The 24,617-nt window shown below is 67.2% G+C and carries 18 protein-coding genes; 7 read left to right on the top strand and 11 right to left on the bottom strand.

All coding sequences use genetic code 11. From position 1 onward, the window contains the following. The first annotated feature begins 50 nt into the window (after positions 1-50). Both SOM26_RS02710 and SOM26_RS02715 read left to right on the top strand, forming a co-directional pair. Positions 51-1,904: a DUF885 domain-containing protein gene (locus tag SOM26_RS02710; RefSeq protein WP_320451179.1), complete on the top strand. Its 1,854-nt coding sequence runs from the start codon at positions 51-53 to the stop codon at positions 1,902-1,904. A 30-nt stretch (positions 1,905-1,934) separates the two neighbouring features. Then, positions 1,935-2,525 carry an NADPH-dependent FMN reductase gene (locus SOM26_RS02715; RefSeq protein WP_320451180.1) on the top strand — a complete coding sequence of 197 codons (591 nt, stop codon included), beginning with the start codon at positions 1,935-1,937 and terminating at the stop codon, positions 2,523-2,525. A 90-nt stretch (positions 2,526-2,615) separates the two neighbouring features. On the opposite strand, the gene SOM26_RS02720 is transcribed toward SOM26_RS02715, so the two are convergent. Next, positions 2,616-4,802 carry a putative bifunctional diguanylate cyclase/phosphodiesterase gene (locus SOM26_RS02720; RefSeq protein ID WP_320451283.1) on the bottom strand — a complete coding sequence of 729 codons (2,187 nt, stop codon included), beginning with the start codon at positions 4,800-4,802 and terminating at the stop codon, positions 2,616-2,618. Between the two features lie 136 nt (positions 4,803-4,938). Between SOM26_RS02720 and SOM26_RS02725 the strand changes: the two genes are divergently transcribed. From SOM26_RS02725 to SOM26_RS02735, 3 genes are all read left to right on the top strand, one after another. Further along, positions 4,939-5,781 carry a hydroxypyruvate isomerase family protein gene (locus SOM26_RS02725; protein WP_320451181.1) on the top strand — a complete coding sequence of 281 codons (843 nt, stop codon included), beginning with the start codon at positions 4,939-4,941 and terminating at the stop codon, positions 5,779-5,781. A gap of 67 nt (positions 5,782-5,848) precedes the next feature. Next, entirely contained in the window at positions 5,849-6,316 is a 468-nt protein-coding gene (locus SOM26_RS02730) for a YaiI/YqxD family protein (protein ID WP_320451182.1), read from the top strand. A 49-nt stretch (positions 6,317-6,365) separates the two neighbouring features. Next, entirely contained in the window at positions 6,366-6,941 is a 576-nt protein-coding gene (locus SOM26_RS02735; RefSeq protein ID WP_320451183.1) for an FKBP-type peptidyl-prolyl cis-trans isomerase, read from the top strand. A gap of 25 nt (positions 6,942-6,966) precedes the next feature. Here the strand turns inward: SOM26_RS02735 and SOM26_RS02740 are convergent, their stop codons facing one another. Beyond that, positions 6,967-8,775, bottom strand: a complete 1,809-nt coding sequence (locus tag SOM26_RS02740; protein ID WP_475527923.1) for a M14 family metallopeptidase — start codon at positions 8,773-8,775, stop codon at positions 6,967-6,969. A gap of 170 nt (positions 8,776-8,945) precedes the next feature. Here SOM26_RS02740 and SOM26_RS02745 point away from each other — a divergent pair, with 170 nt between their 5' ends. Beyond that, positions 8,946-10,379, top strand: a complete 1,434-nt coding sequence (locus SOM26_RS02745; protein ID WP_320451184.1) for a serine hydrolase domain-containing protein — start codon at positions 8,946-8,948, stop codon at positions 10,377-10,379. On the opposite strand, the gene SOM26_RS02750 is transcribed toward SOM26_RS02745, so the two are convergent. The 8 genes from SOM26_RS02750 to SOM26_RS02785 all read right to left on the bottom strand — a co-directional run bounded on the left by SOM26_RS02750 (position 10,351) and on the right by SOM26_RS02785 (position 21,890). Further along, complete coding sequence (locus tag SOM26_RS02750; protein WP_320451185.1) at positions 10,351-11,175, bottom strand: AAA family ATPase; 825 nt, start codon at positions 11,173-11,175, stop codon at positions 10,351-10,353. The genes SOM26_RS02745 and SOM26_RS02750 overlap by 29 nt on opposite strands. Continuing rightward, positions 11,165-12,136 (bottom strand): 2-hydroxyacid dehydrogenase, encoded by a 972-nt coding sequence (locus SOM26_RS02755; RefSeq protein ID WP_320451186.1) that lies wholly within the window; start codon positions 12,134-12,136, stop codon positions 11,165-11,167. The genes SOM26_RS02750 and SOM26_RS02755 overlap by 11 nt, the downstream gene beginning before the upstream one ends. Continuing rightward, complete coding sequence (locus SOM26_RS02760) at positions 12,133-12,822, bottom strand: hybrid sensor histidine kinase/response regulator (RefSeq protein ID WP_320451187.1); 690 nt, start codon at positions 12,820-12,822, stop codon at positions 12,133-12,135. Before SOM26_RS02760 ends, SOM26_RS02755 begins: the two co-directional genes overlap by 4 nt. A gap of 137 nt (positions 12,823-12,959) precedes the next feature. Beyond that, entirely contained in the window at positions 12,960-14,453 is a 1,494-nt protein-coding gene (locus SOM26_RS02765) for a tryptophan halogenase family protein (protein ID WP_320451188.1), read from the bottom strand. Then, on the bottom strand, positions 14,450-15,478 hold the full coding sequence (locus SOM26_RS02770) for a cupin-like domain-containing protein (protein ID WP_320451189.1): 1,029 nt from the start codon (positions 15,476-15,478) through the stop codon (positions 14,450-14,452). Before SOM26_RS02770 ends, SOM26_RS02765 begins: the two co-directional genes overlap by 4 nt. Continuing rightward, positions 15,471-16,175, bottom strand: coding sequence for a SapC family protein (locus SOM26_RS02775; protein ID WP_320451190.1), 705 nt, complete (start codon positions 16,173-16,175; stop codon positions 15,471-15,473). The genes SOM26_RS02770 and SOM26_RS02775 overlap by 8 nt, the downstream gene beginning before the upstream one ends. A 60-nt stretch (positions 16,176-16,235) precedes the next feature. After that, positions 16,236-19,487, bottom strand: coding sequence for a TonB-dependent receptor (locus tag SOM26_RS02780; RefSeq protein ID WP_320451191.1), 3,252 nt, complete (start codon positions 19,485-19,487; stop codon positions 16,236-16,238). 138 nt (positions 19,488-19,625) lie between these two features. After that, positions 19,626-21,890, bottom strand: coding sequence for a beta-glucosidase family protein (locus SOM26_RS02785; protein ID WP_320451192.1), 2,265 nt, complete (start codon positions 21,888-21,890; stop codon positions 19,626-19,628). 309 nt (positions 21,891-22,199) lie between these two features. Here SOM26_RS02785 and SOM26_RS02790 point away from each other — a divergent pair, with 309 nt between their 5' ends. Beyond that, positions 22,200-23,243 (top strand): LacI family DNA-binding transcriptional regulator, encoded by a 1,044-nt coding sequence (locus SOM26_RS02790; protein ID WP_320451193.1) that lies wholly within the window; start codon positions 22,200-22,202, stop codon positions 23,241-23,243. On the opposite strand, the gene SOM26_RS02795 is transcribed toward SOM26_RS02790, so the two are convergent. Then, positions 23,171-24,418, bottom strand: a complete 1,248-nt coding sequence (locus SOM26_RS02795) for an MFS transporter (protein ID WP_320451194.1) — start codon at positions 24,416-24,418, stop codon at positions 23,171-23,173. The genes SOM26_RS02790 and SOM26_RS02795 overlap by 73 nt on opposite strands. Positions 24,419-24,617 lie beyond the last annotated feature (199 nt).

Consider the following 24,617-nt stretch of genomic DNA (forward strand, 5'->3'; position numbering starts at 1 on the left):
CATGGTAAAGCATATTTGACGGGCGGCGGGTGGAGGGTCATCAATCGGGGATGACCAGCCTGCTCTCCCGTCGCCAGACCCTGATCGGCGCGACCGCCCTCACCGCCGCCACCGCGCTTCCGACCGCGCTGAGCGCCGCCACCGCGCCCGCCGATGCGGGGGCGACGCTCGACCGCATCGCCTGGGGGCTCCTGCCCCTGATGCCCGAACGCGCGACGACGCTGGGCGTGGACGAAGGCACCCATGCGGATCTGCGGCGACGGCTGGAGGATCGTTCGCCCGCCGGGATCGCCGCGCGCCAGCGTTTCCTGACCGACAGCCTGAAGACGCTGGCGCAGATGCCCCGCGAAGGCCTCGACCCGTCGACCGCGACCAGCATCGCCGTCGTCGAAAGCGCGTTCCGCACCGCCCTCGACGGCATGGCTCTGCCCTACGGCGTCGCCACGATCGGGGACTGGCGCAACACGCCGTACGGCGTGATCCAGAATGTCGGGGCCTGGCTCGACGTGCCGCAGATGCTCGACGGCGATCAGCCGGTTCGCAACGTCGCCGATGCGGAAGCCTATCTCGCCCGCCTGGCCGCCATGCCCGCCCAACTGGACGGAGAGACGGTACGCATCCGGCAGGCGCGCGAACAGGGGCTGGTGCCCCCCTCCTTCCTGCTCGACAAGACGATCGCCGGCATAACCCGAACGATCGCCGAGGCCGCCACGCCCGATGGCCCGCTCGTCGGCCCGCTGGTGCGCAAGACCAAGACGATCCCGGGTGACTGGGCAGGCCGTGCGGCGCCGATCGTTCGCACCGGCATCGTGCCCGCGCTGGAGCGTCAGCTGGCCGAACTGCGCGCCCAGCGTGCGGTGGCGAGCGATGCGGCGGGCTTGGGCACCCGCCCGCACGGCCCCGAATGGTATGCCTGGGGTCTGCGCGCGGGCACGACCACGCGCCGCAGCCCGACCGAACTTCACCAGATGGGCCGGGCCCGGCTGGCCGAGCTTCAGGCGCAGATGGACGTGATCCTGCGCAAGGAAGGCCTGACCGAGGGGAGCGTGGCCGAGCGTGCCATCGCCTATCAGCGCCGCCCCGGCATCGGTTTCCCGGACAATGACGACGGGCGGCGTCAGATCATCGCCTATATGCAGGCCCGGATCGACGCGATCCGCCCGCGCCTGCCCGATGCCTTTCGCCGTCTGGCGCGCGGAAATCTGGAGATCCGGCGCATGCCGCTGGCGCAGGAGGCCGGGGCGCCCGCCGCCTATGGCGGACCGGGCACGATCGACGGGCGGGAGCCGGGCAAGGTCTGGGTCAATCTGGGCGATCCGACCATCCATAACCGGGTGACCATCCCCGACCTCGTCTATCACGAGGGCATTCCGGGCCATGTCTGGCAGGGCGAATATGCGCAGAAATTGCCGCTGATCCGCTCGATCCTGGCGTTCAACGCCTATTCGGAAGGCTGGGCACTGTATGCCGAACAACTGGCTGACGAACTGGGCATGTATCGCGACGATCCTGCCGGGCGTCTGGGCTATCTGATGGGGCTGGCGTGGCGGGCGGTGCGGCTGATCGTCGACACGGGCATCCATGCCCTCGGCTGGTCGCGCGACAAGGCGCTGGCCGAATTCATCGCCGCCACCGGCCTGCCGCGCACCAATGCGGTCAGCGAAGTCGACCGCTATTGCTCCTGGCCGGGCCAGGCCTGCGGCTATGAGGTCGGTCGGGCCGAGATCGTCGCCCAGCGGGCACGGGCGCAGGCGGCATTGGGTGCGCGGTACGACCTGCGGGATTTCGACCAGGCTGTCGTCGATGGCGGCAATGTCTCGCTCAACGTCCTGGCGGACAACGTGTCGCGCTATATCGCACCAACCAAGCGCCAGGCCGGATCGACGCCCCGTGGTGGGCGTTGATCCGGCGAGCAGGCAAGGAATATGTGTGGCATGGCTGACCGGATATTGATCTTCTACGGCTCCTATCGATCCGATCGGCAGGGCATCCGACTGGCCGATTATCTGGTCCGCGCCTTTCGGAATCGCGGTGCCGAGGCCGAGCTGATCGACGCCAAGTCCGTCGACCTGCCGATGCTCGACCGCATGTACAAGGAATATCCCAAGGGCGAAGCACCCCCGGCGCTGGAGGCACTGGCCGACAATATCCGGTCCGCCGACGCATTCGTGTTCGTCACCGGCGAATATAATTGGGGACCGCAGCCCGGCCTCAAGAACCTGACCGACCATTTCCTCGAGGAATGGTTCTGGCGACCTGCCGCCATCGCCAGCTATTCGGCGGGACGACTTGGGGGTGCGCATGCCAGCGTCGGATGGCACGGTACGCTGACCGAGATGGGGATGGTCGTCGTGTCGAGTACACTGGCGATCGGCCGCATCGGCCAGGCGCTCGATGAACAGGGTCGACCGACCGGGGATGGCGGCGCCTCGCTGGCCCGTGCCTTTCCCCGCTTTGCGGACGACCTGTCCTGGTGGGCCGCCGCCGCCAGCGAACATCGCGCCAAGGTTGCGCCGCCCTATTGACGGCGGCGGGCGACCGTTCACTTCGGATCGAAGTACAGGGCCTTACCGGCGATTTGCGATGATCGCGGCAAGGGTAGGAGCGCGGCCGCGTCAGCTCACGCGGCGCATCGCGGGCGGGGATGATACCGCCGCGATGCCTTCGCTCCGGTATTCGCCCGAAACCGCGAACAGCTCCGCGATCGCTGCCGCTTCCATCGGTCGTCCGGTGAACCACCCCTGTGCCTGCGACCAGCCATTGGCGCGCAGCCAATCGAATTGCTGCTGGGTCTCGACGCCCTCGGCGGTGGTCGTCATGGCAAAGGCCTGTCCCATCTCGCCCGCCGCGCGCGCGATCGCCTGCGACTGGCGTGAACTGCCGAGATCGCCGACGAAGCAACGGTCTAGCTTCAGCTTGTCGAACGGGAAATGCCGCAGATAGGATAGCGAGGAATAGCCGGTTCCGAAATCGTCCAGCGCGATCCGCACACCCGCCTTGCGCAGGCTGTGCAGTATGGCGAGATTGCGTTCGTTCTCGCTCAGCAGCACCGACTCCGTGATCTCCAATTCCAGCCGCCCTGCTGCCAGTCCCGCTGCGGCCAGGGCGCCGATCACCCGCAGGGGCAGGCTTTCGTCGCGGATCTGGACCGGTGACAGGTTGACCGCGATCATCCTGTCCTGCGGCCAGGACGCTGCCGTTCGACATGCCTCGGACAGGACCCAGTTGCCCAGCGGCACGATCAGGCCGGTATCCTCGGCCAGCGGGATGAATTCGGCTGGCGAAATCTCTCCCTGCACCGGATGTCGCCAGCGCAGCAACGCCTCGGCACCGGCATATTGGCCGGTCGCAATGTCCATGATGGGCTGATAGACCAGCCGCAATTCGCCCCGGCCCAACGCCACCTCCAGGTCGCGTTTCATCGACTGGCGCGCCTGCGCCCGCTCGGCCATCGGCGCGTCGAAGGTCCGGATGACGCCGCGCCCTTCCGCCTTGGCGCGGTAGAGCGCGATGTCGGCCGCGCGGAACAGGTCGTTCTCCGAACTATGGCTTGGCGACGAGGAGGCGATGCCGATGCTCGCGGCCAGCTTGATCGCCACCCCGTCGACGGCGAAGGGTTTCGCCAGCGCGGCCATCAGGGCACTGGCCAGACCCTCGGCATCGCTGGCGCCCGACTGGGGCAGATGGACGACCGCGAACTCGTCGCCGCCCAGCCGCGCCAGCACATCCCCCTCGCCCAGCGCCGCCGTGAAACGGCCCGCCACGGCGCGCAGCAGATCGTCGCCGACCGAATGGCCCAGCGTGTCGTTGACCTCCTTGAACTGGTCGAGATCGAGCAGCAGGATGTGCGTCTGCCGCTCCAGGCGACCATCAAAGGCATGGCCCAGCGCCTGGTTGAAGACCGCCCTGTTGGCGAGCCCGGTCAAGGGGTCCTGATGGGCAAGCTGGACCAGCGTGTCGCTGGCCCGGCGCGCCTCGGTCACGTCATGGAAGAAGACCGCCAGCCCGTCACCCGTCGGACAGGCCTTGATCTCCAGCCATTTGTTCACATTCGGCAGATAGGCGTCGAAGCGGACCGGCTTGCCGGTGTCGATCGCCTCCTGATAGCGGAGCTCATATTCCGAGCCGCGATATTCGGAATAGATATCCCAGAAAGAGTCGCCGACCGTCCCGCCGCGCATCAGTTTGACGAACTCGGCCCCGCGCATGTTCATGAAGGTGATGCGCCATTCGCGGTCCATGACGACCACGGAGTCGGTCGTGCTTTCCAGGATGTTGCGGGTCAGCGTCTCGCTGGCCTTCAGCGCTTCCTCGGCCAGCCGGGCATCGTGCCGGTCCTCCATCGTGCCGTACCAGCACCGGATCGCGCCATCCGGCCCCCGGCGCGGCGTCAGGCGGCTGTGGAACCAGCGGGCCTCACCGTTCCGCATCACCAGTCGCTGCTCGAACTCGAAAGGCTCGCCCAGTGCCAGCGCGGCCCTGCACCGGGCCAGCGTCGCGACCTTGTCGTCGCCATGCAGCGCCCGTGTCCAGCCGGCACCCAGACTGTCGCGAATGCCGAGACCGGTCAGCGTCTCCCAGAGAGCAGGAAGTTCGGTGACATCGCCATTGGGCGCGGTCGTCCACAGGATCTGGTTGCTGAGATCGCAGGCATATTGGAAGCGCGCCTCCTTGTCGGCCAGCCGTGCCTGCAGGTCCGCCACCGCCGCTTCCAGCGCTGCGACCCGACCGGCATCGGCCGACGGATCGGGACGCGGTCGGCCATCGGAGCAAAAGGGCTCCGCGCGATCCGGGCCAGGCATCTTCGTCACTGTCTTCACGGCCTCTCCCGCACCTTCATTACCCTATACGTAATGCACGATGCTTAATGCTCCGTTGCCATCGTCGAGAGAGCCGTCACGCCCTTGCGCTGGTCATCTGCCGGGCTAGGCTGTCGCCATGATAAACCGGCGCCACCTCATCGGATCCTCCCTCGCCGCCTGCGCCACGCACGGTGCGATCGCCGCGACGCCGGCTCCGCGTGGCCGCTTGAAACAGTCGGTCAGTCGCTGGTGCTATCAGGATATTCCGCTCGACACGCTGTGCGCGGCGGCGGCCCGGATCGGCTTGCAGGGCATCGACCTGCTGCAACCCGCCGAATATGACGTGCCGCGCCGCCACGGCCTGCGCTGCACCATGGGCTATGCCGCCGAGATGATGACCATCGCCGACGGGCTCAACCGGCGCGAGCATCACGACGCGATCGAACGCGCCTTTCGAATCGGCATTCCGCAAGCCGCCAAGGCGGGCGTACCCAATGTCATCGCCTTTTCGGGCAATCGGCGCGGCATGTCGGACGAGGAGGGCGCGGCGAACACCGTGATAGGCCTGAACCGGTTGAAGCGGATCGCGGAGGATCACGGCGTGACCATCTGCGTCGAGTTGCTGAACAGCAAGGTCGACCATCCCGATTACATGGCCGACCACACCGACTGGGGCGTCCGCGTCGCCCGCGAGGTGAACTCGCCACGGGTCAAGCTGCTCTACGACATCTACCACATGCAGATCATGGAGGGCGACCTGATCGCCACGATCCGCAGGAATATCCGCTGGATCGGCCACTTCCATACGGGCGGGGTGCCGGGCCGCCACAATCTGGACGATAGCCAGGAGGTGAATTGGCGGGCGGTCGCCAAGAGCGTCGCCGACCTGCCTTTCGACGGCTATTTCGCGCATGAATTCGTGCCGACCGGCGACCCGCTGACCGTGCTGGCGCAGGCGGTGCGGACCTGCACCGTCTGACCGGGCGATCCGCGCGACGGTCCGACAAACATTGCCGTCTGCGGTCGCACCGTGGCATGGCGGGAGGGTGCAACACCAACCCCAGATCCTCGTCGATGCCGACGCCTGCCCCGTAAAGGAGGAAATCTACCGCGTCGCCTATCGCCTGGAGGTGCCGGTGATCGTGGTCAGCAACGCGCATCTGCGGGTGCCGCCGCATCCGCTCATCACGCGCGAGGTCGTCGGCGCGGGCTTCGATGCCGCCGACGACTGGATCGCCGAGCGCGCCCATCCGGCCAGCGTCGTGGTCACGGCCGACATCCTACTCGCCGATCGTTGCCTGAAGGTCGGCGCGGCGGTGATCTCGCCCAACGGCAAGCCGTTCACCACCAGTTCGATCGGCAACGCGGTTGCCGTTCGCGCGATCATGGCCGACCTGCGGGCGGGCGGCGACCGGATCGGCGGGCCGCCGCCTTTCGGCAAGGAGGACCGGTCGCGCTTTCTGTCCGCGCTGGATACGGCGCTGACCGCGATCCTGCGCAAGACCAGAAGCTGAGCCGTTCGCCCGCTTGATCGCCCCCGGTCAGGCGGTTAGGCCCCGGAACATGACCAACTTCCCCCACCTGCGCCGCCGCTTCGCCGCCGCCCTCACCCTGTCCGCCATCATGGCATCGCCTGTGGTCGCCGGGGCCCAGACGCGGCCACCGGCTGCCGCACCGACCCCGGCCGGTGGCGGTATCATATCCCTGCCGCTGAACCCGATCGTCCCGGCGGCGCAGCGGACCTGCACCGCAAAGACACCGTCGGGCCTGGGCTATTCGGTGCTGCGTCCGGGGACGGGTGCCAAGCCGACGGCCGACGACACCGTCCTGGTCAACTATATCGGCTATCTCGCCGCGACCGGTGCGGCCTTCGACCAGTCGATGCAGACACCAATGCCGGTCGGCGCGGTCATTCCGGGCTTTTCGCAGGGGCTGCAACTGGTCGGACGCGGCGGGGTCATCCGGCTCTGCATTCCCGCCGCGCTCGGCTATGGCGCACGGGAATCCGGACAGATCCCCGCCAATTCCGACCTGGTCTTCCAGGTCGAGATGCTCGACTTCAAGACGGCTGCGGAAATCGCCGAGATGCGCAAGGCCGCCGAAGCCGCTGCACCGACCCCGTCGCAGCCGCAGCCTTGATCCTGGCGGGCCGTCGCGCGGGGGCTCAGTCGACCTCGCGCAGGATCGGGTAACGCAACGGATAGGGATGACCCGGCCCGGCCTGGGCGTAAAGCCAGGCCAGCCGGGCATCGGGATCGGCCGCAAAGCCCGGTTCGGCCTTCAGCTTCGCCTCGAACGCGGCCTTTACCTTCGCATCGGTGTCCAGCAACCGCTCGCCCAGCGCGGCCAGGATATAGGCATCGGTGCTGGGGGCTGGCGACAGCATCTCGGGAAAGAAACCCCAGGCCAGGAACGAGTCCTGGCTCTCGGGCTCCAGCAGCGCCGCCGCCAGCAGGCCGAGCGGCTGGTCGGCGGACACCCGGACGCTGCCCGCAGCCAGCGTCTGTTCGGCCGGTTCGTGGACGAAGCGCGCGGTGATCGGATAGCGTCCCTCACTGGCTTTCCGTACCTGCGGATCGACCAGCCGGACCCGGTCGACGCGAAGGGTGCGGGGGGCGGCGATCGTGTCGAATGCGATACCGTGCAGGCGCAGACGCTCGATCACGTCGGTCTGCGATGGCGGCACCCACCAGGCGCGCGGCAGGCGGGCCGTCTCGGTTGCCTCCTGACCGATGATCGGCATCCGAAACGTGATCGGCTTGCCCAGCCAGCGCTGTTCGTCCCGGCCCGATGCGGGCGAGCGATAGGTGTCGAACGCCACACCCTTGAAATTGTCGATCCAGCCGATCGGCTCGGCTTTCGGTTGCCAGCGGGTCAGCAATTCGGCCGGACGGCTGGCACGGTCGCGTGCCTTGGCGGCGGCGATCCGGTCGGCATCGCTGGCGGCGATCTTGAGCGCCGCCTCCAGCAGGACATAGGTGCCCAGCACGCGCTGGCGATAGGGTTTGAGCATATGGTTCTCGACCAGCACGGTCGGGATACCGACGAAATCGCCATAGCCGGTCGAGTAGCGTGGCCCCTCCGGGCTGTAGCGGATACCCTTTTCCGGGTACCGCGCATCGATCGGGCTGGGATAGATGATCGGGGTGTGCCCCGCCCCGGTCAGCGCACCGGACACGGCCGGACCGAAGCGCCCCTGGAGCCAGTCGGCGGTCGCGCGGTGGCGCGCATAGGTGCCCCAACCGGCATAGGTAAAGGTCACGTCATACTGCATGTCGAAGCCTTCGCTGACATGGCAGTCGATATAGAGGATGGGATCGAGCGACCGGATCAGGCCGATCATCGCACGCGATTCCGGCGCATCCAGCTTGGCGTAATCGCGGTTCAGGTCGATATCGCGCGCATTCGTATCGCGGCCCTTCTCGGCCGGTCCCCGGATATGCGGGTAGTTATAGGCGCTGGTCTGTTCATGCCCGTCGATATTGTAGATGGGCACGAAGACCAGATCGACCTTGTCGAGCAGGCTGTCCTTGCCCCGCAGCGCGATGTCGCGGAGCAGCATCAGCCCGGCATCCTTGCCGTCGATCTCGCCCGCATGGATACCGCCCTGGACCAGGACCACGGGCTTGCGCGCGCCCCCCTTGCTGGCGCGGACATAGACCATCTCGCGTCCCTCGCCGGTGCGGCCGAATGTCTGCACCTTGATCAGCGGCGACGCGGCGGCGAGGCGATCGAGCCAGCCCCGCACCTCGGCATAGCGCGGCGTCGTCCGGAATTGCGCGGCCTCCGCCGGGGTGATCCAGGGGTCGTTCGCCGGGGCGATCAGGGTCTCGCTCTTTCCCGACCAGGGCAGTGTCGGCGGCAGGCGCAAAGGCTCCTGCCCCGGCAACGCACCGCCCGTCGCAAGCAGGATCACGCCGAGGATGGAGGCAGTATGCAAGTTCAAGGATCGACTTCCAATTCGCTGGATCATGTCGGACGCCACATATGAGACGTTGCATCATACCGCAACGGTCGGACAAATCCGGGTTGCCGTTCCACTGCCTCCGTTTCAGGATATGTAACTGTCCGTCAGTCGGCTTGTGACGCTGTGGGACGCTTCCCACCTGCATGGCCGATACAGCACGCAGATGGGTGTGAGACATGAGCAGACTGACCGGCGTGGCATGCCTCCTCTGCGCGTTTTCGGCCCCCGCGTCGGCGCAGGAATTGCGGCCCCCGACGGTCGCGATGACCGAGCAGGGCTTGCGGCCTGCGGTGATGCTCGCGGGATCGCCGCCGCCGCTTCGTACCCTGACGGCCGAGATGGACCGGCTGCACGTCCCCGGCGTCAGCATCGCGGTCATGCACAACGGCGTCATCCAATGGGCCAAGGGCTATGGCGTCACCCGCGCCGATGGCGGGCCGGTCACCCCCGACACGTTGTTCCAGGCCGGGTCGATCAGCAAGCCGGTCACCGCGCTGGCCGCCTTGCGGCTGGTCCAGCGGCATCGGCTTTCTCTCGACGGCGACGTCAACGCACGGCTGAAGGGGTGGAAGCTGCCGGTGCCGCCCGGCGCGCCGGTGACGCTGCGCGAACTCCTGGCCCATAGGGCGGGGACGACCGTGCACGGCTTCCCCGGCTACCCCGCCGGTGCCCCTTTGCCGACTGTCGAGGATATCCTGGCTGGCCGCGCGCCCGCCAATACGGAAGCGGTCGTGGTCGATACGCCGCCGGGCACGGCCTGGCGCTATTCGGGCGGCGGTTATACCGTCGTGCAGAAACTGATGGGCGATGTGACCGGGCGGTCCTTTGCCCAGGTGCTGACCGACGAGGTCCTGCGTCCGGCGGGCATGACGAACAGTCGCTTTGCCCAGCCCTTCCCCTCAGCTGAACTGGCCCGCGCGGCTTTGCCGCATGACGCCATGGGCCATCCGCTGCCCGGTGGTCCGCGCACCTATCCCGAACTGGCCGCCGCCGGGCTCTGGAGCACGCCGACCGATCTGTTGCACTATGCCGTCGCGGTGCGCGACAGCGCGCAGGGCAAAAGGGGGGCGCTGCTCGATCAGCAGCTTGCGACCCAGATGCTGACGCCTGGCAAGGGCGATTACGGCCTGGGCCTGGAGGTGCACGGCACGCCCGACAACCGTGATGCCTCCCATGGCGGCAGCAATATGGGGTATGAGGATTTTCTGGTCAGCTTCACCGGGACCGGAGACGGCGTCGCGGTCATGACCAACGGCGCGCAGGGCAACGAACTCGCGCTCGAAATCACGCGCAGCGTCGCGGCCGCCTATGACTGGCCACGTTATCGCACCATCGAGCGCGCCCGCGTCCCGATCCCCGCCGCGACGCGGGCGCGACTGGCCGGGACCTACGCCATTCCCGGGCTTGGCACTTTTTCGATCGGCGGGGCGGCGGATGGCCTGACCCTGTCGCTGAAGGACGGCGCCAGCGAGCCGCTCTACGCCGCAGGCCCCGACCGCTTCTTCATCCTGTCGACCGACCTGATCGTCCAGCTCGACCCCGGCACCACGCCGATCACCGGCCGGATCGTCACCGGCCCGTTCAACATGGCCTTTCGCAAACAGGACTGACACCGGGCGCGGCCGCCAGGGCGCGATCGGGGTTCAGCGGTAGCCACAGGTCGGCCCGGCTCGGCATTTCGGCGCAGATGTGGCGGGTCAGCCGCTCATAATGGCTGACGAAGCGGGTTAGCTGCTCGGCGTCCATCACGCCATCTTCACACCCCCGCGAGCGGCGCAGCACCTCTTCCTGTTGCGTGCGCCAGCGCAGCACCATGGACCAGTCGGGGGGCGTCATCACGACGAGCAGGTCGATGGGATCGAACAGCGGCCGATAGGCGGTGGCCAGGGCATGATTGACATGGCGGCGCCAGACGCCGTCGGCATCTTCCTCCGCCTCCAGCCGGTTGAGCGGCTCGATCAGCGCCTCGTCGCTTTCCGGTCGCGCGCCCACGCACCAGCCCTCGAAGATCAGCAACGAACAGGACGCCGGCGCTCGGGGCCAGCCACTGGCGCAGGCGCGGTCGTCGATCGCCTTGTCGAACCGGGGCAAGGCGGGCCGTTCGCCGCGCCGGATCGCCGCCAGCGTCTCGACGCCCAGCGCGACGTCATGCGTGCCCGGCACCCCGCGCGTCCGGAACAGGGGATGGACCTCGGCCGCCAGCCGCCGCCGCTCGGCAAGGGTAAGGTACAGGTCGTCGAGCGACAGGATCGCGGTGCCCGCAAATTGTTCGGCCAGCCGGGCGGCGACGGTCGACTTGCCGCTGCCCTGCGCGCCGCACAGGCCCAGGACCAGCGGCGGATCGCCTGCCCCGCGCGCCGCCAGCCGGTCGCGGACCAATGGGGCGATCACCGCCTCAGGCGACACGATCGGCAGGCTCCTCGCCACAGAAAAAAGCCGCCAGATTGTCCGCCGCGCGAAGGCCCATCGCGGTCCGCGCTTCGATCGTCGCGCTGCCCATATGCGGCAAAAGGACCGCACGGGGATGCGCCAGCAGGCCGGGATGAACCTGCGGCTCCCGTTCATAGACATCGAGCCCGACGCCGCCGATGACGCCCCGATCCAATGCGTCGACCAGCGCCGCCTCGTCGATCACCGACCCGCGCGCGGTGTTCACCACGATGGCATGGGGCCGCATCTGCGACAGCAGGCCTGCATCGACCATGTGCCGGGTGTCCGCCCCACCCGGCACATGCAGCGACAGGACATCGCAAGCCTGCGCCAGTTCCGCGATCGACGGCACGCGTTCGGCACCGAGCGCCTGCTCGACCTCCGACATAGCGGCCGAGCGACTGGCATAACGGATCGTCATACCCAGCCCGCGCGCCTTGGCCGCCGTCGCCTGCGCGATCCGGCCGAAACCGACAAGCCCCAGCGTCTTGCCCGACAGCGCCTGCCCGATCAGATGCGAGGGACGCCATCCGCTCCACTGGCCTGCACGCAATTCGCGCTCGCCTTCGCCCGCGCGTCGTGCGGTCATCAGCATCAGCAGGATCGCGATCTCGGCGGTCGCCTCGGTCAGGACGTCCGGCGTGTTCGTCACGATCACGCCCGCCTCACCCGCCGCCGCCAGGTCGATATGGTCGATGCCTGCCCCATAATTCGCGATGATCCGCACCCGCCGCCCCGGCACGGCGAACAGTTCGGCGGGTATCCGGTCGGTAATCGTCGGCATCCAGGCATCGTAACCGGTCATCGCCTCGGCCAGCGCGACGGCGTCGAGCGGCCGGTCATCGGCGCTGAGCGTCGTGTCCCAGGCCTCGGCCAGATGACGCTCCACTGCCTCGGGAAGGCGGCGGGTCACGAGCAGCTTGGGTCGGTCGGTCATGGTCGTCGACAATCCTCATGGCGGGTCAGGACCAACTCTGGAAAACCCAGCGTGATCCGCAACCCCGGCCGCGTGTCGACGATGTCCAACGTGGCGTCGAGCCGCACGCGGTCAACAGGCGCACGCGGTGGTGCGACGCCTGCCTCCTCGGCGCGGACCAAGGACAGGAGCTGCGTCACCAGATGCTCCAGCCGATCGGCAGCCTCGGCGATCTCGCCCAACGCGGTCGGACTGCCCCGTCGGGCCAGCGCCACCTGCACCGCCAGCGGCGTGCGCATCTGGTGCGAGGCATCGGCGGTAAAGCGCCGCATCCCCGCCGTCGCGCTGTCCAGCCGGGCGAGCAGATGGTTGAACGCATCGGCGAGCGGACGCAGGCTCCAGGCGAGCGCGGGGCGGATCAGCAGCATGGCGACGCCCACCAGCAGAAGCTCACCCAATATCAGGGCCAGCACCAGCCGCCGTCCCAGTGCGCGGATCCGCGCCTCCCGTTCCTCCGGCGCAAAGGGCTTTCGCAGATAATCGTCCGCACCCAGGTCCAGCCCCCGCACCCGGTCGTCCAGCGCATCGCGGGCGGTCAGCACCATGACCGGCACCCGGTCGCCCCGCCCCTCGTCCTGCTGCCCGCCATGGGCTGCGACGGACAGCTCCAGGCCCGTCAGTTGGTCGACCTGAGCGACATCACCCATCCGATGCTGGGCGACCTGACTGGTTAAGTAGCGCGAGGTAGGAGCCGGCACCCTCCGGTAGCGTGGATCGGCAGTCGTCCATTCCTCCCCTTACAGGGGAGAAAAAGAAGACCTCGCCGCTTCAATCTCGATCGCCCCTAGCCGGAATGGGGGCAATATCGGGTGAGGTAGGCGGCATGATCAGGAATGGGCTGCAGCTGCCTCGACAACTGTTCGTCCAGCCCCTCTAACGACTCCCGCAACGCCTGTTCGGACAGCATCCGCACGATCCGGTGATGGTCCCGGGGCATCAGCTTCTGCCCCAACATGACCGAAACCCAGGAGTCGATCTTGAACAGGTCGTCCTGCCCCTGCCACGCCCCCGCGCTCTCGGCGAACAGTGCCATGCGCTGGGCCAGTGTCTCGGGCACCGCCATCGATCGACAACGATCCCAGAATGGCGAGTCCGCACGTTCCGTCTGTGCGTAGTGCAGGATGATGAAGTCGCGGATATGCTCCCATTCGTGGTGGGACTGGGCGTTGAACCGCGCCGCCAGCGCCGTGCTCTCCCCGCCCTGGAACGGGAAGGACTGGATCAGGCGCATCACCGCAATCATGACCAGGTGGATGCTGGTCGACTCCAGCGGCTCGATAAAGCCCGCCGCCAGGCCCAGCGCGACGCAATTATGGCTCCACGCCTTTCGCCGCATCCCGGCGCAGAAGCGCAGGGCACGGGGGGCGAACAACGGGGTGCCTTCTACGCCGTCGAGAAGGGTGGCCGTCGCCTCGTCCTCGCTCATATGGTCGGAGGAATAGACCAGGCCGTTTCCGACCCGCGTCTGCAACGGTATCCGCCACCGCCACCCCGCCCGATGAGCGATGGCCCGTGTATAGGGCACTGGCGCGCCGACCGCTTCGGTCTGGACGGCCAGCGCACGGTCGCAGGCCAGCCATTCGCTCCAATCCTCGAAGCCGGTCTGAAGCGCGCCGTCGATCAGCAGCGCGCGAAATCCGGTGCAGTCGAGGAACAGGTCCCCCGCGATCCGGTCGCCCGTTGCCAGGTGCAGCGCCGCGATGTCGCCATTGGTTCCGTCGCGCTCGACCTGCACGATACGTCCCTCGATCCGGCGCACGCCTGCGGGCTCGGCGATTCCGCGCAGGAAACGCGCATAGGCCGTCGCGTCGAGATGATAGGCATAGGCCAGCGTATCGGCGCCATCGCGCCCGAACCGGCCCACCGCCGCCGCCCGCGCTTCCAGCGAGTAATCGGTATAGGCGCCGCCGAAACCGTGCCGCCGCGCCTCCAGCCAGAAATGCTGGAAATCGGCGATCGCTACCGATCGGCCCACCGTTCCGAAGGGGTGGAAATAGCGCTCGCCCAGCCCTCCCCAGTTCTCGAACGCGATGCCGAGTTTGAAGGTCGCTTGCGTCGCCTGCATGAAGGCCGCTTCGTCGATCCCCAGGAACGCGTGAAAGCTGCGGGCCGTCGGGATGGTGGACTCGCCCACGCCGACGGTTCCGATTTCGTCGGACTCGACCAGCACGACATCGACCAGCGGCCCCAGTTGCCGCACCAGCGCGGTCGCCGCCAGCCACCCCGCCGTCCCGCCGCCTGCGATGACGACACGGGTCTGCGGCCGGGGATCGCTCATCGGTTGAGCCTTTGCAGAAGATAGGCACGAAGCCGCCGTGCCGTGGCCCCGTCCAGCGGCGCGAGCGGACCGTGCGACGCCGGGGGCAGATGACCGATAACCGCCTCGGGCTGGCCGAAGATATAATGGTCGAAGATCGCCCGCCAAGCCTGCTTCTCGGCGTCCGGCCGGTCACGCAATGACAGCATCGCGTGCAGCACCGTGTCCATCGGCGTGTCGAGATAGTCCGGCGCTGCATTCCACCAATAATTGACGAGGATATTGAACGCCTCCAGCGCCTCGACATGGTGCCACCATAGGGCCGGATAGACGAGCATGTCGCCGGGTTCGAGCTCGGCCACGACCGCATGATCGATCGCCTCGGCGAAGCGAGGATAGCGCGTCAGATCGGGCCTGGCGAAATCGACCATGCTGACCACTTGGCCGCCCGGCGTCGGGGCCAGCGGGCCGGGATAGAGATTGCCGATCTGGTCGGGCGGGAACAGCGTGAACCGGCGCCGACCGACCGCACAGATCGCCGCATTGTTCGCCATGTCGTAATGTGCCGAGGCGATGGTGCGGTTGCCGATCCAGATGCTGGCCATCGGCGGATGCCGCGCGAACAGACCGTCCGACGGCACGAGCGCGTTCTCGTCCCGAAGACCGGGCAGATAGGCGTCGAGATCGGTCGATCCCATGTAGAGCGCGGGCGAACCCTCCGCCCCGTCCAGCACCTGCGCCATGAAGTCGCACAGCGGCACGGTCACGGCCTGGAAATTCAGGCCGGTCGCGGTGGCGTCATAGTGGAACCTCCCTTCGATCGCCGCTTCGCCGACATAACCGGTGACAGGCCGCCCGCGATCGAAGCGCAGCACATAGTCGGCGGCCGTGCGGGCGGACTCCAGACCGGCGCGGACCAGCGGCCAGTTCGCCGCATAGCCTCGCAGGATCACCGGTTCGTTCCGCAGGACCAGTGCGGCCAGGTCGGGCTCGCCCGTGATCGTCATCTCACGCGCCTGTCGCGCAACGGGCAGGCGATCAGCCATGGACGTCCCGGCGCAGCTTGCGGTCGATCAGATGCTGGAGATTGCCGAGCGAGGACGCGATCCAGAACGCGGGACGCAGATGGTCACGCGCGTGGAGTTCGCCCAGCGCCTCGCCCTCCAATGCCGCCAGCCGCCCGGTGTCGATGGTCAGGCAATCCGGGACAGTGTACCGCCGCCCCTCGTCCAGATCGAGCTGGAGGACGGCGGGCGTCAGCAAGCCCAACGCTTCCCAGGCCTGGAACAGCGCCTGCTCACCCTGCACCCCCTGATAGATGCGCTGGAGCATGACCGAGACATGGTCGAGCAGCGGCGCATTGCCACCATGCGGACGAAATACCGCCATGCCATCGGCGGTCAGACGCGGATGCTCGGGATCCACGAACACCATCGGTTCGCCATCCGGGTCATGGCCGATCGAAAAGGGCCCGCGTGCGCGGGTCGCGGGAATGTAGCGCGCGTCCCAGCGGTCGTCGGCCAGGAACAGATTTTCGTCGGGGTCCAGGCCCAGCAGGACGGTCGCATAGAGCGCCCCCGCCTCGTCCCGGCGCAGCACGATGGCATATTCGCGCTGCAACTCCTCATATTCGGCGGGGAATACCCGCGTCTGGTTGACGGCATCGCCGAAGCGCGCGTGATGGCCGATCGCGACGCGCAGGTCGCGATGGTCGATATTGTTGAGCAGGACAGGTGCGGCCATGATCGCCTCATGTACCCGGAAGACCGCAGGGGGGACAGCGGCCTTCCGAGTTTCGCGAAATCAGAAACGATACCGGGCGCCGACCAGATAGCGGGCGGAGCCTTCCGCCAGATACCAGGTATTCATCCGGTCGCGGCCATAGGTCTGGACACCCTCCTCGGTCAGGTTGATCGCCTCGAAGCCGAGCGCGAAGCGCGGCGTCAGGTCGAAGCTCATCGAAAGGTCGAGCTGCCCATAGGGCGCGGTAAAGACCGGGTTGCGATCGCCACCACGGTTGATGTCGCTCAGGAACTTGTCGCGCCAGTTATAGGACAGCCGCATCGAAATGCCGTTCTTGTCATAGATCAGCGTGGCATTGGCGGTGTCGGACAGGCCGACCAGCGCGAAGGTGTTCACACTGGGATCGGCGGCGATGTCGATCCCGATATTGCCACGGACCAGCGTATAGCTGGCGGCCACGCCGAAGCCGGTGTCGCCCAGGAAATACTGGCCCGCCAGCTCGACGCCATAGATATGCGCGTCGCGGTTGTTGATCGGCGTGTTCACCGCGAAGTTGAACAGCGGATCGCTGGCATTCGGGCTGATGTCGATCTGGCTCAGGATCGAGTCGACAAAGCCCTGGTTCAGCGCGCGGCTCTGCGTGTTGTAATTGGCCGCGAACTGCGCATTGGCCGCCGCGACATTGCCCGCATTCTGTTGGAGGAGCGCCGTGTAGGTGAACAGGTTCACGTCGGTGATGTCCGCACCGAACGTGTTCGCCAGCTGCTCGCGGGCCGTACCCGACCGGGTGCCCGCCTGCCCCGACGTCGCATCGCGCAGGCCGAACAGGTTGCGGTTCACCACCGTGTTGCCGATGAAATTGTGCACCCGCTTGTCGAAGAAGCCCGCCGACAGGAAGACGTCCTTGCGCGGATACCATTCGACCGACAGGTCGATATTGTCCGACGACAGCGGCAGCAGGCCGGTATTGTTGGACGAGCCCGTCGCGATGCCGCCGATTGCGGTCGGCCGCCCCGGCGCGCCGACCCCGGTCGAGGCGAAGAGGTTGCCATATGGTGCGCGCGAGATCGTCTTGCTGTACGAGGCGCGGGCGAACAGATTGTCCAGCACCTCGATCTTGGCGTCCACGGCGGGCAGCCAGTTGTTGTAGGATCCCCGCGCGGAGATCGCCTGCTGGTCGGTGCTGTTCTGCACCACGAAGTCGTTGTCCGCGGTCCACACGATCGCCAGCGGCACCGGCTGCAACGACACGGCGCGCACCTTTGTATTCTCGTAGCGCAGCCCCGCCACGACCTGTGCGTTACGGCCGAAGACCTGCCCGTTCCAGCTCCCCTGGAGATAGCCGGACCAGATATTCTCGCGTACCGAATTGTCGCTGTTGGCGTCGATATTGTTGCGGTGGTCGACCCCGTCGTTCGTCACGCCGGAATAATAGTTGAACAGCGTGTTGTAGAGCTTGGTCGCATCCTCGGTTCGGAAGGCGATCTGGGTGTTCGGATCGGCGTTCGGGTTGTTATGCTCGAACTTGCAGGTGTTGCAGAACTGGAAGACCTGCCCCGGTGCCAGCCGCGCGATATCGGGCGGCAGCGAATTGCCCCAGTCGCCCAGCACCTGACGCGTGTTGAACTGGGTCTGGCGGGTCGTCGTGGTGCGGTAATCGGCACCCGCATCGAAGCGGACCTGGTCGGTCAACTCCCAGGCGGCGTCCGCTCGCAATTCGCGGATACGCTGCGTCTGGTTTGAGGCGAATTGGCGCTGCACCGCGCTCGCCAGATCGCCGACGTCCAGCACACCGTTATTGTTGCCCTTGATGAAGGTCTGCCCCGTCGGCGACACGCTGGTGGTGCCGTCGTTGATCGCCAGCGTCTGTTGCGGGAAGCCGCGATCGGTCCAGCGCAGCGTGTGGCCGGTTACGACCGGCGCGTTGATCGCCACGGTGGTCGAGGTCTGGCCATTGGGATTGTCGGGTAGGCTCTGCGCCTCGCCGGCATGGCCATCGACCGACAGGGTGAAGCGCTCGCTCGGCTTCCATTCGATGTTGCCGCCGATATCGTAGAGCTTGTTCTTTTGCGCGCGGTAGGCCTGCTCGAACGCGGCGTCCTTCACGCCATTGATCGTCTCGGCCAGGAACTGGGTGGTGGCGATGCCGTTCCTGGCATCGTCGAACGTCACCTCGCTGAACGGACGATTGAACCAGTTGGACTGGCTCGACCGGCGCTCGGACTGGCGAAGCTGGGCATAGAGGCCGTCGGCAGTGAAGGTCAGCGTGTCGGTCGGGCGGAATTGCAGGATCGCCTGCCCGTTGATCCGCTCGCGGCTGGCCTCGGAGAAGTGGTAGCGGAAGTCGTTGGGCACCGATACCAGCGGGTTGCCGGTCGGGCGATTGTTGATCTTGGTCGCGCCGTTCACAAAGCCGTTCGAGGGGTTCAGGAAGTCGTTCAGCGACCGGATATTCCAGTTGTCGGGCGCCACGCTGGCGAAGCTGAAATTGCGTTTCTGATAGCTGCCGAACAGCGACACGCCGACACGCTTCTCGCTATCCGTCCAGCTGGCGGTGCCCGATGCTTCCGGCGTGACCCGCGCGCCGCAGTCGATGCAATCGGCCGAGCTGTTGTCATAGCTGCCCTTGACGCCCAGCGATCCGACCAGGCCCGTATCGGCATTGTCGAGCGGACGGCGGCTGACCACGTTGACCGTCGCGCCGATACCGCCGGACGGAATGGCCGCGCGTCCGGTCTTGTAGACCTCCAGCGTCTTGACCCCTTCCGAGGCGAGGTTGGAGAAGTCGAACGAGCGCCCGAAGCCGCCCGCGCCGTCGCCGCCCTGGTCGCCGCCGACGGCCACGATGTTGGACGTCGCCAGCTGGCGGCCGTTGAGCGTGACGAGGTTATACTGCGCGCCGAAACCGCGCACGGTGACGGTCGAACCTTCGCCATTGCGCCGGTCGATCGAAACGCCGGTGATGCGCTGAAGCGACTCGGCCAGGTTGGTGTTGGCGAACTTGCCGATATCCTCCGCGCTGATCGCGTCGACGACACCATTGGAGTCGCGCTTGATGGCGATCGAGCGTTCCAGCGAGGCACGAACGCCGGTAACGACGATGTCGCCGGAGCTGGTTTCGGGCTGGGGATTGGTCGGGCTCGCCTCACCCGGCGCGGGGGTTTGACTGCCGGTATCGGCCTGGGGCGTACCCTGTTGCGGATCGATCGGCGCGGTCTGTGCCTGGCCCTGCGAGGCCAGCAGCAATCCCGCCGTCAGGCCCAGAACCGATGTCGAGCGCACGAGCACGCGCGCAAGCGTCTTCCCCTTCATCCCACCTCTCCCTTTGCGGCTTTGGTTGCGCCGCGTTTACGCCGATGGTTTCGGCTAATTATTTTCTTTATAGATCATTGCTATACCGACCGACATCGGTGTCAATCAAAATGCCGCGACGGCGCGGTGCCCGATCAATCAGCCGGGCGACTGTGTTCCCGCCGCCACACTCACCTCGCCGTTCGCGACCGGGCTTTGCGCATCGGTGGCGAGCGTCAGGCGATAACGGCCCGGCGCGGTCGCCCAGCCGCTGCCCGCCGTCCACCGCGCCAGGATGCGCGGATCGGCGGCGATCGACACTTTTTTGGTTTCGCCGGGCGCGAGCTCGACACGCCGGAAGCCCGCCAGTCGTAGCGGCCCCTGCCCCGCGGCCGTCACGTACAACTGCGGCACAGCCACGCCCCGACGCCGCCCGGTGTTGGTCACGGCAAACTCGACAGCCGGGGTCGCGCCGCCGGTGAACCGCGCCGCACCATAACGGAAACGCGTGTAGCTCAGGCCATAGCCGAATGGATAGAGCGGCTTGTCGCCGCGCGCAGCGTACCAGCGATACCCGACATTGCTGCCCTCCGCATAATCGACGGGAAACGGGGCCAGATCGCCGGTGTCGACGACGCCCGCATTGCTGGACGCGTCGGTCAGCGCGGTCACCCCGGCGGGCAGCACCGGACGCGGTCGGGGCAGTTGATCGACACGCGCCGGGAAGCTGATCGGCAGATGGCCCGACGCATCGACCTGGCCGAACAGGACACGCGCCAAGGCCTCACCCCCGCGCTGGCCGGGATACCAGGCCTGGACGATACCCGCGACCTGACCGACCCAGGGCATCAGGACCGGCCCGCCCGTCTCCAGCACCACCACGCTGCGCGGGTTGGCCTTGGCCACGGCGGCGATCAGCGCATCCTGGCCATCGGGTAGCGACAGGGAAGTCGCGTCCTGCGCCTCGGTCTGCCACTGGGTCGCAAAGACGATCGCGACATCGGCCGTCCTGGCGGCCTCGGCCGCCGCCGCCGGATCACGTCCGTCGACGAAGCTGACCTGCGCATTGCCGGCGATCGCACGCATCGCGCGCAGCGGCGACGAGCTGTGATAGGTGATCCGCGCGAACGATGCCGCCGCGCCCTTGGTCAGCGGGATCTCGATCGGCACGCCGCCGACCGAGCGAACTTGGCTCGACCCGCCGCCCGACAGCACGCCGACATCGGCATGACCGCCGATCAGCACGATCCGCTTCGCCGTCGCCGCCAATGGCAGGACGCCGCGATCGTTCTTCAGCAGGACGATGCCCGCCTCGGCGGCGCGCTGCGCGATATCGGCATGGGCGGCATAGTCGATCGGCTGTGCGGTCGCCGGTGTCGGGTCGTCATACAGGCCGCTGGCGATGACCCCGGTCAGGATCCGGGTCACCATCTCGTCCAGCCGTGCCTCCGGCACGCGGCCGCTGGCCACCGCCTCAGCCAGCGGCTTGCCGAAATAGATGTGCTTGTCCAGTTCCTGCCCGGATTCCTGATCGAGCCCGGCCAGCGCGGCCTTCTCGGTCGAATGGACGCCGCCCCAGTCGCTCATCACGAAGCCGGGATAGCGCCACTCGTCGCGCAGGACCCTGGTCAGCAGGAAACTATTCTCGCACGCATAGTCGCCATTGACCTTGTTGTACGCGCACATGACCGATGCCGGCTTGCCCCCGTCGATCGCGATCTTGAAAGCCAGCAGGTCGCTTTCGCGCAGGGCCTTCTCGTCGATACGGGCATCCAGGATGTTGCGGCCCGTCTCCTGCGCATTCAGCGCATAATGCTTGACGGTCGACACGATGTGCCGGGATTCGACGCCGCGAATCGACTCCCCCGCCATGATCCCGGAGAGCAGCGGGTCCTCGCCCAGATATTCGAAATTCCGCCCGTTCCATGCGTCGCGCGTCAGGTTCACGCCGCCCGCAAGCAACACGTTGAAGGTCTTGGCGCGCGCCTCCGTCCCGATCATCGCCCCGCCCGCATAGGCGATGGCGGGATCGAAGCTGGCTGCCGTCGCCAGGCTGGCGGGCAGCGCGGTCGCGGTATCGCCCTTGCGCTGCTCGACCTGGTTGGCCACGCCCAGGCTGGCGTCGCTTTCGCGCAAGGTCGGGATGCCCAGGCGCGGCACACCCGGCACATAGCCCGCCGACGGGATCATGTCGGCATGACGTTCCTTGGTCATCGGCGGGAACAGCCCGTGGACATAGGCGAGCTTTTCATCACGGGTCATCGCCTTGACCAGCGCCCGCGCCCGATCGAGCGCAGGCGCCCCCTTGTTGCGCCAGACGCTCTCGTCGGAACCAGCCGGTGCCGCGGCACCCTGCTGGGCAGAGACGCCGACTGGAGCAGCGCCCGCAAGCAGCGCGACGATCAGGGCGTGGCGATAAGTCATGAGGCGCTCCCAACGATGGCGCGGGATTTAGGCTGGGGTTCACCCGACGCCGCGCCATCGCAGCGCGCAGGTCGACGTGATGATCCTCTCCCGGTTTTCCCGTTTTCACCTTGCGTTGTCCCGAAGACTGACAACGATGTCAACGATCAATCACGCGGCTTCCCAATTAGGAGCACGATACGTCCTGCACGCGGAACGCACCCGATTGCATAAGGCCCCGGCCTGTGGGACGGTTCGCCTTCCTCCCTCGCATCTTCTCGGCCCCGCCCGTACGGCGTACCGCCTTTTGTCTTTCGTCCGGATCTTTCCATGAAGGCGCTTACCATCAAGGACGTGGCCCGCCGGGCCGGCGTTTCCCCCAAGACCGTCTCGCGCGTCATCAATGGCGAAGCGCATGTCCGGCCTGAAGTGCGCGAAGCCGTCGCGCGCGTCGTGGCCGAGATGAACTACCAGCCCAACGCCTTTGCCCGCAGCCTGTCGAGCGCCCGCTCCTTCCTGATCGGGCTGTTCTTCGACGATCCGGCGTGCAGCTACGCCAATGACGTCCTGCTCGGTGCGCTCGACCGGGCACGCTCGCTCGGCCGCCATGTCGTCATCGAGACGGTGTCGCTCGACCGCCCGGACTGGCAGGCGCGGCTGGACGAAAGCCTGGCTGGGTTGAAACTTGGCGGTGCGATCTTGACGCCGCCGATCTGCGATAACGAGGAACTGATCGCGATCTTCGAGCGGCACGGCTTGCCCTTGGTCCGCATCGCCCCCGGCACGGATGTCGGGCGGACGCCCCATGTCACCATCGACGACCGGGCTGCGGCACGGACCATGGCCGAGCATCTGATCGGCCTGGGTCACCGCGACATCGCCTTCATCAAGGGCAATCCGACGCATACGGCCGCACAGCGCCGCTGGCTGGGCTTTTGCGACGCGCTGGAGACGGCGGGCGTGCCCCTGAACGAGAGGCTGGTGTGCCAGGGCGACTTCACCTTCCGCTCCGGCATCCTCGCGGCCGAGGCGCTGCTCGATGCGCCCCGCCGCCCCAGCGCCATCTTCGCCAGCAATGACGAAATGGCGCTCGGCGTGATGGTGGCGGCGATGCGGGCGCAGGTCGCGGTGCCGCAGGCGCTGTCCATCACCGGGTTCGACGACGCCCAGCTTGCGCGCATGGCATGGCCGCAACTGACCACCGTGCGCCAGCCCAATGCCGATCTGGCCGCCGCCGCCATCAGCCTGTTGGCGGATCGCGGCGACGGACCGGATGGCACGCGGAGGTCGATCGAACTCCCCTATGAGTTGATCGTCCGGGCCAGTTCCTGCGCATTCGACTCGGCCAGCGCAAAGACCAGTATCGGCAAATAGCACAGGCCCGGCAGGAGCAGTGCCGGGACCAATCCGATCCGATCGGCCAGCAGGCCGGTCAGCACGGGAATGATCGCACCGCCCACCACCGCGACGCACAGGACCATTCCCCCGGCGGGTGCCCGATCGGACTGGGGCGGCAGCGCGATCGTATAGATGGTGGGGTACATGACCGAATTGACCAACCCGACCGCCAGCAAAGCAGCCGCCGCGGTCCAGCCACTTCCGATCACCGCGACAAGGACCAGGGCGGGCGCGATGGCCGCCGCCATGCTCAGCAATCGTGACGGAGCCATGTGCCGCAGCACGGCGGCACCGACGAAGCGGCCGACCATCGCCCCGCCCCAATAAAGCGCGACCAGCCGTGCGGCGACGACCGGCGGCCAGGACGCCGCATGCGCCGACATCAGGAAATCGGTCAGCAGCGCCCCGATCGTCACCTCCGCGCCGACATAGGCGAAGATGGCGATCGCCCCGCCCTGCAACCGCCGATCGCGCAGGGCAAAGCGCCATCCGCCGCCAAGACCGCCTGCCCGACCGGCATCCTGCCCGCGAAGCAGGTTCCTGTTGCGTGCAAAAGCCCAGGCCAGAGCCGCGAGCATCAGCGCCGCAAAGCCGAAGGACAATGCAGGCAGTATCGCCCCGCCCTGCCCTCCAGGCGCGGCAGGGATCAAGGTCGTGGCCCCCACCAGCGGCCCGACGACCGTCCCCAGCGAGTTGAACCCCTGGAGCAGGTTCAGCCTGGTCGCGGCGCGGCGCGGATCACCGACCACGGTCACGACGTTGTTTCCGGCAATCTGCAAAAAGGTCGCACCGGTCGCCACGCAGAGGAGCGCCCCGAGGACCATGGGATAATGGCGGCTGCCCAAGCCCCCGATCAACAACGCGCAGCCCATGGCCATCACGGCGAGCCCCACCGCGCTGGCCCGCATATATCCACGGCGACCGACATAGGCGGCGACCGGCAACGCAAAGACCAGATAGCTGGAGAAGGAGGCGAACTGTACCGCCCCGGCCTCCCCATAGCTCAGTCCCCAGGCCAGCCGCAGCCGCGGCACCAGCAGACTGACCGACGACGCCACGAACCCGCCGATGAAGAAGACACCCAGCGACAGGCGGAACAGCCTCGCCGCAATCCAGTCATGCGATGTCGCGCGGGGCTCGGCCTTGGTCATCCTCGCACCCTATCAGCGTGACCCGCCCGATCGCCAGACCCGATCCGACATTTGAACCCTTGGTCGAACCGGGCAGCCGCCCCCATTCGACGCGGGATTTGCCGGTCTTTACAGGACGCGGAGCATCATGTTCGCGGCGGCAACGCCTAGCCCAACCTCACGCCATGACCTGAACGTCACTTTAACGGCTCGGTAACTT

Source organism: Sphingomonas sp. CFBP8993 (assembly GCF_034044895.1).
GTDB lineage: Bacteria > Pseudomonadota > Alphaproteobacteria > Sphingomonadales > Sphingomonadaceae > Sphingomonas.

What these genes read in the sequence shown, in the direction of transcription:
- SOM26_RS02710 (WP_320451179.1), top strand. Translation starts at nt 51, where the DNA reads ATGACCAGCCTGCTCTCCCGTCGCCAGACCCTGATCGGCGCGACCGCC.
- SOM26_RS02715 (WP_320451180.1), top strand. Translation starts at nt 1,935, where the DNA reads ATGGCTGACCGGATATTGATCTTCTACGGCTCCTATCGATCCGATCGG.
- SOM26_RS02720 (WP_320451283.1), bottom strand. Translation starts at nt 4,802, where the DNA reads ATGCCTGGCCCGGATCGCGCGGAGCCCTTTTGCTCCGATGGCCGACCG.
- SOM26_RS02725 (WP_320451181.1), top strand. Translation starts at nt 4,939, where the DNA reads ATGATAAACCGGCGCCACCTCATCGGATCCTCCCTCGCCGCCTGCGCC.
- SOM26_RS02735 (WP_320451183.1), top strand. Translation starts at nt 6,366, where the DNA reads ATGACCAACTTCCCCCACCTGCGCCGCCGCTTCGCCGCCGCCCTCACC.
- SOM26_RS02740 (WP_475527923.1), bottom strand. Translation starts at nt 8,775, where the DNA reads ATGATCCAGCGAATTGGAAGTCGATCCTTGAACTTGCATACTGCCTCC.
- SOM26_RS02745 (WP_320451184.1), top strand. Translation starts at nt 8,946, where the DNA reads ATGAGCAGACTGACCGGCGTGGCATGCCTCCTCTGCGCGTTTTCGGCC.
- SOM26_RS02755 (WP_320451186.1), bottom strand. Translation starts at nt 12,136, where the DNA reads ATGACCGACCGACCCAAGCTGCTCGTGACCCGCCGCCTTCCCGAGGCA.
- SOM26_RS02760 (WP_320451187.1), bottom strand. Translation starts at nt 12,822, where the DNA reads ATGGGTGATGTCGCTCAGGTCGACCAACTGACGGGCCTGGAGCTGTCC.
- SOM26_RS02765 (WP_320451188.1), bottom strand. Translation starts at nt 14,453, where the DNA reads ATGAGCGATCCCCGGCCGCAGACCCGTGTCGTCATCGCAGGCGGCGGG.
- SOM26_RS02770 (WP_320451189.1), bottom strand. Translation starts at nt 15,478, where the DNA reads ATGGCTGATCGCCTGCCCGTTGCGCGACAGGCGCGTGAGATGACGATC.
- SOM26_RS02775 (WP_320451190.1), bottom strand. Translation starts at nt 16,175, where the DNA reads ATGGCCGCACCTGTCCTGCTCAACAATATCGACCATCGCGACCTGCGC.
- SOM26_RS02780 (WP_320451191.1), bottom strand. Translation starts at nt 19,487, where the DNA reads ATGAAGGGGAAGACGCTTGCGCGCGTGCTCGTGCGCTCGACATCGGTT.
- SOM26_RS02785 (WP_320451192.1), bottom strand. Translation starts at nt 21,890, where the DNA reads ATGACTTATCGCCACGCCCTGATCGTCGCGCTGCTTGCGGGCGCTGCT.
- SOM26_RS02790 (WP_320451193.1), top strand. Translation starts at nt 22,200, where the DNA reads ATGAAGGCGCTTACCATCAAGGACGTGGCCCGCCGGGCCGGCGTTTCC.
- SOM26_RS02795 (WP_320451194.1), bottom strand. Translation starts at nt 24,418, where the DNA reads ATGACCAAGGCCGAGCCCCGCGCGACATCGCATGACTGGATTGCGGCG.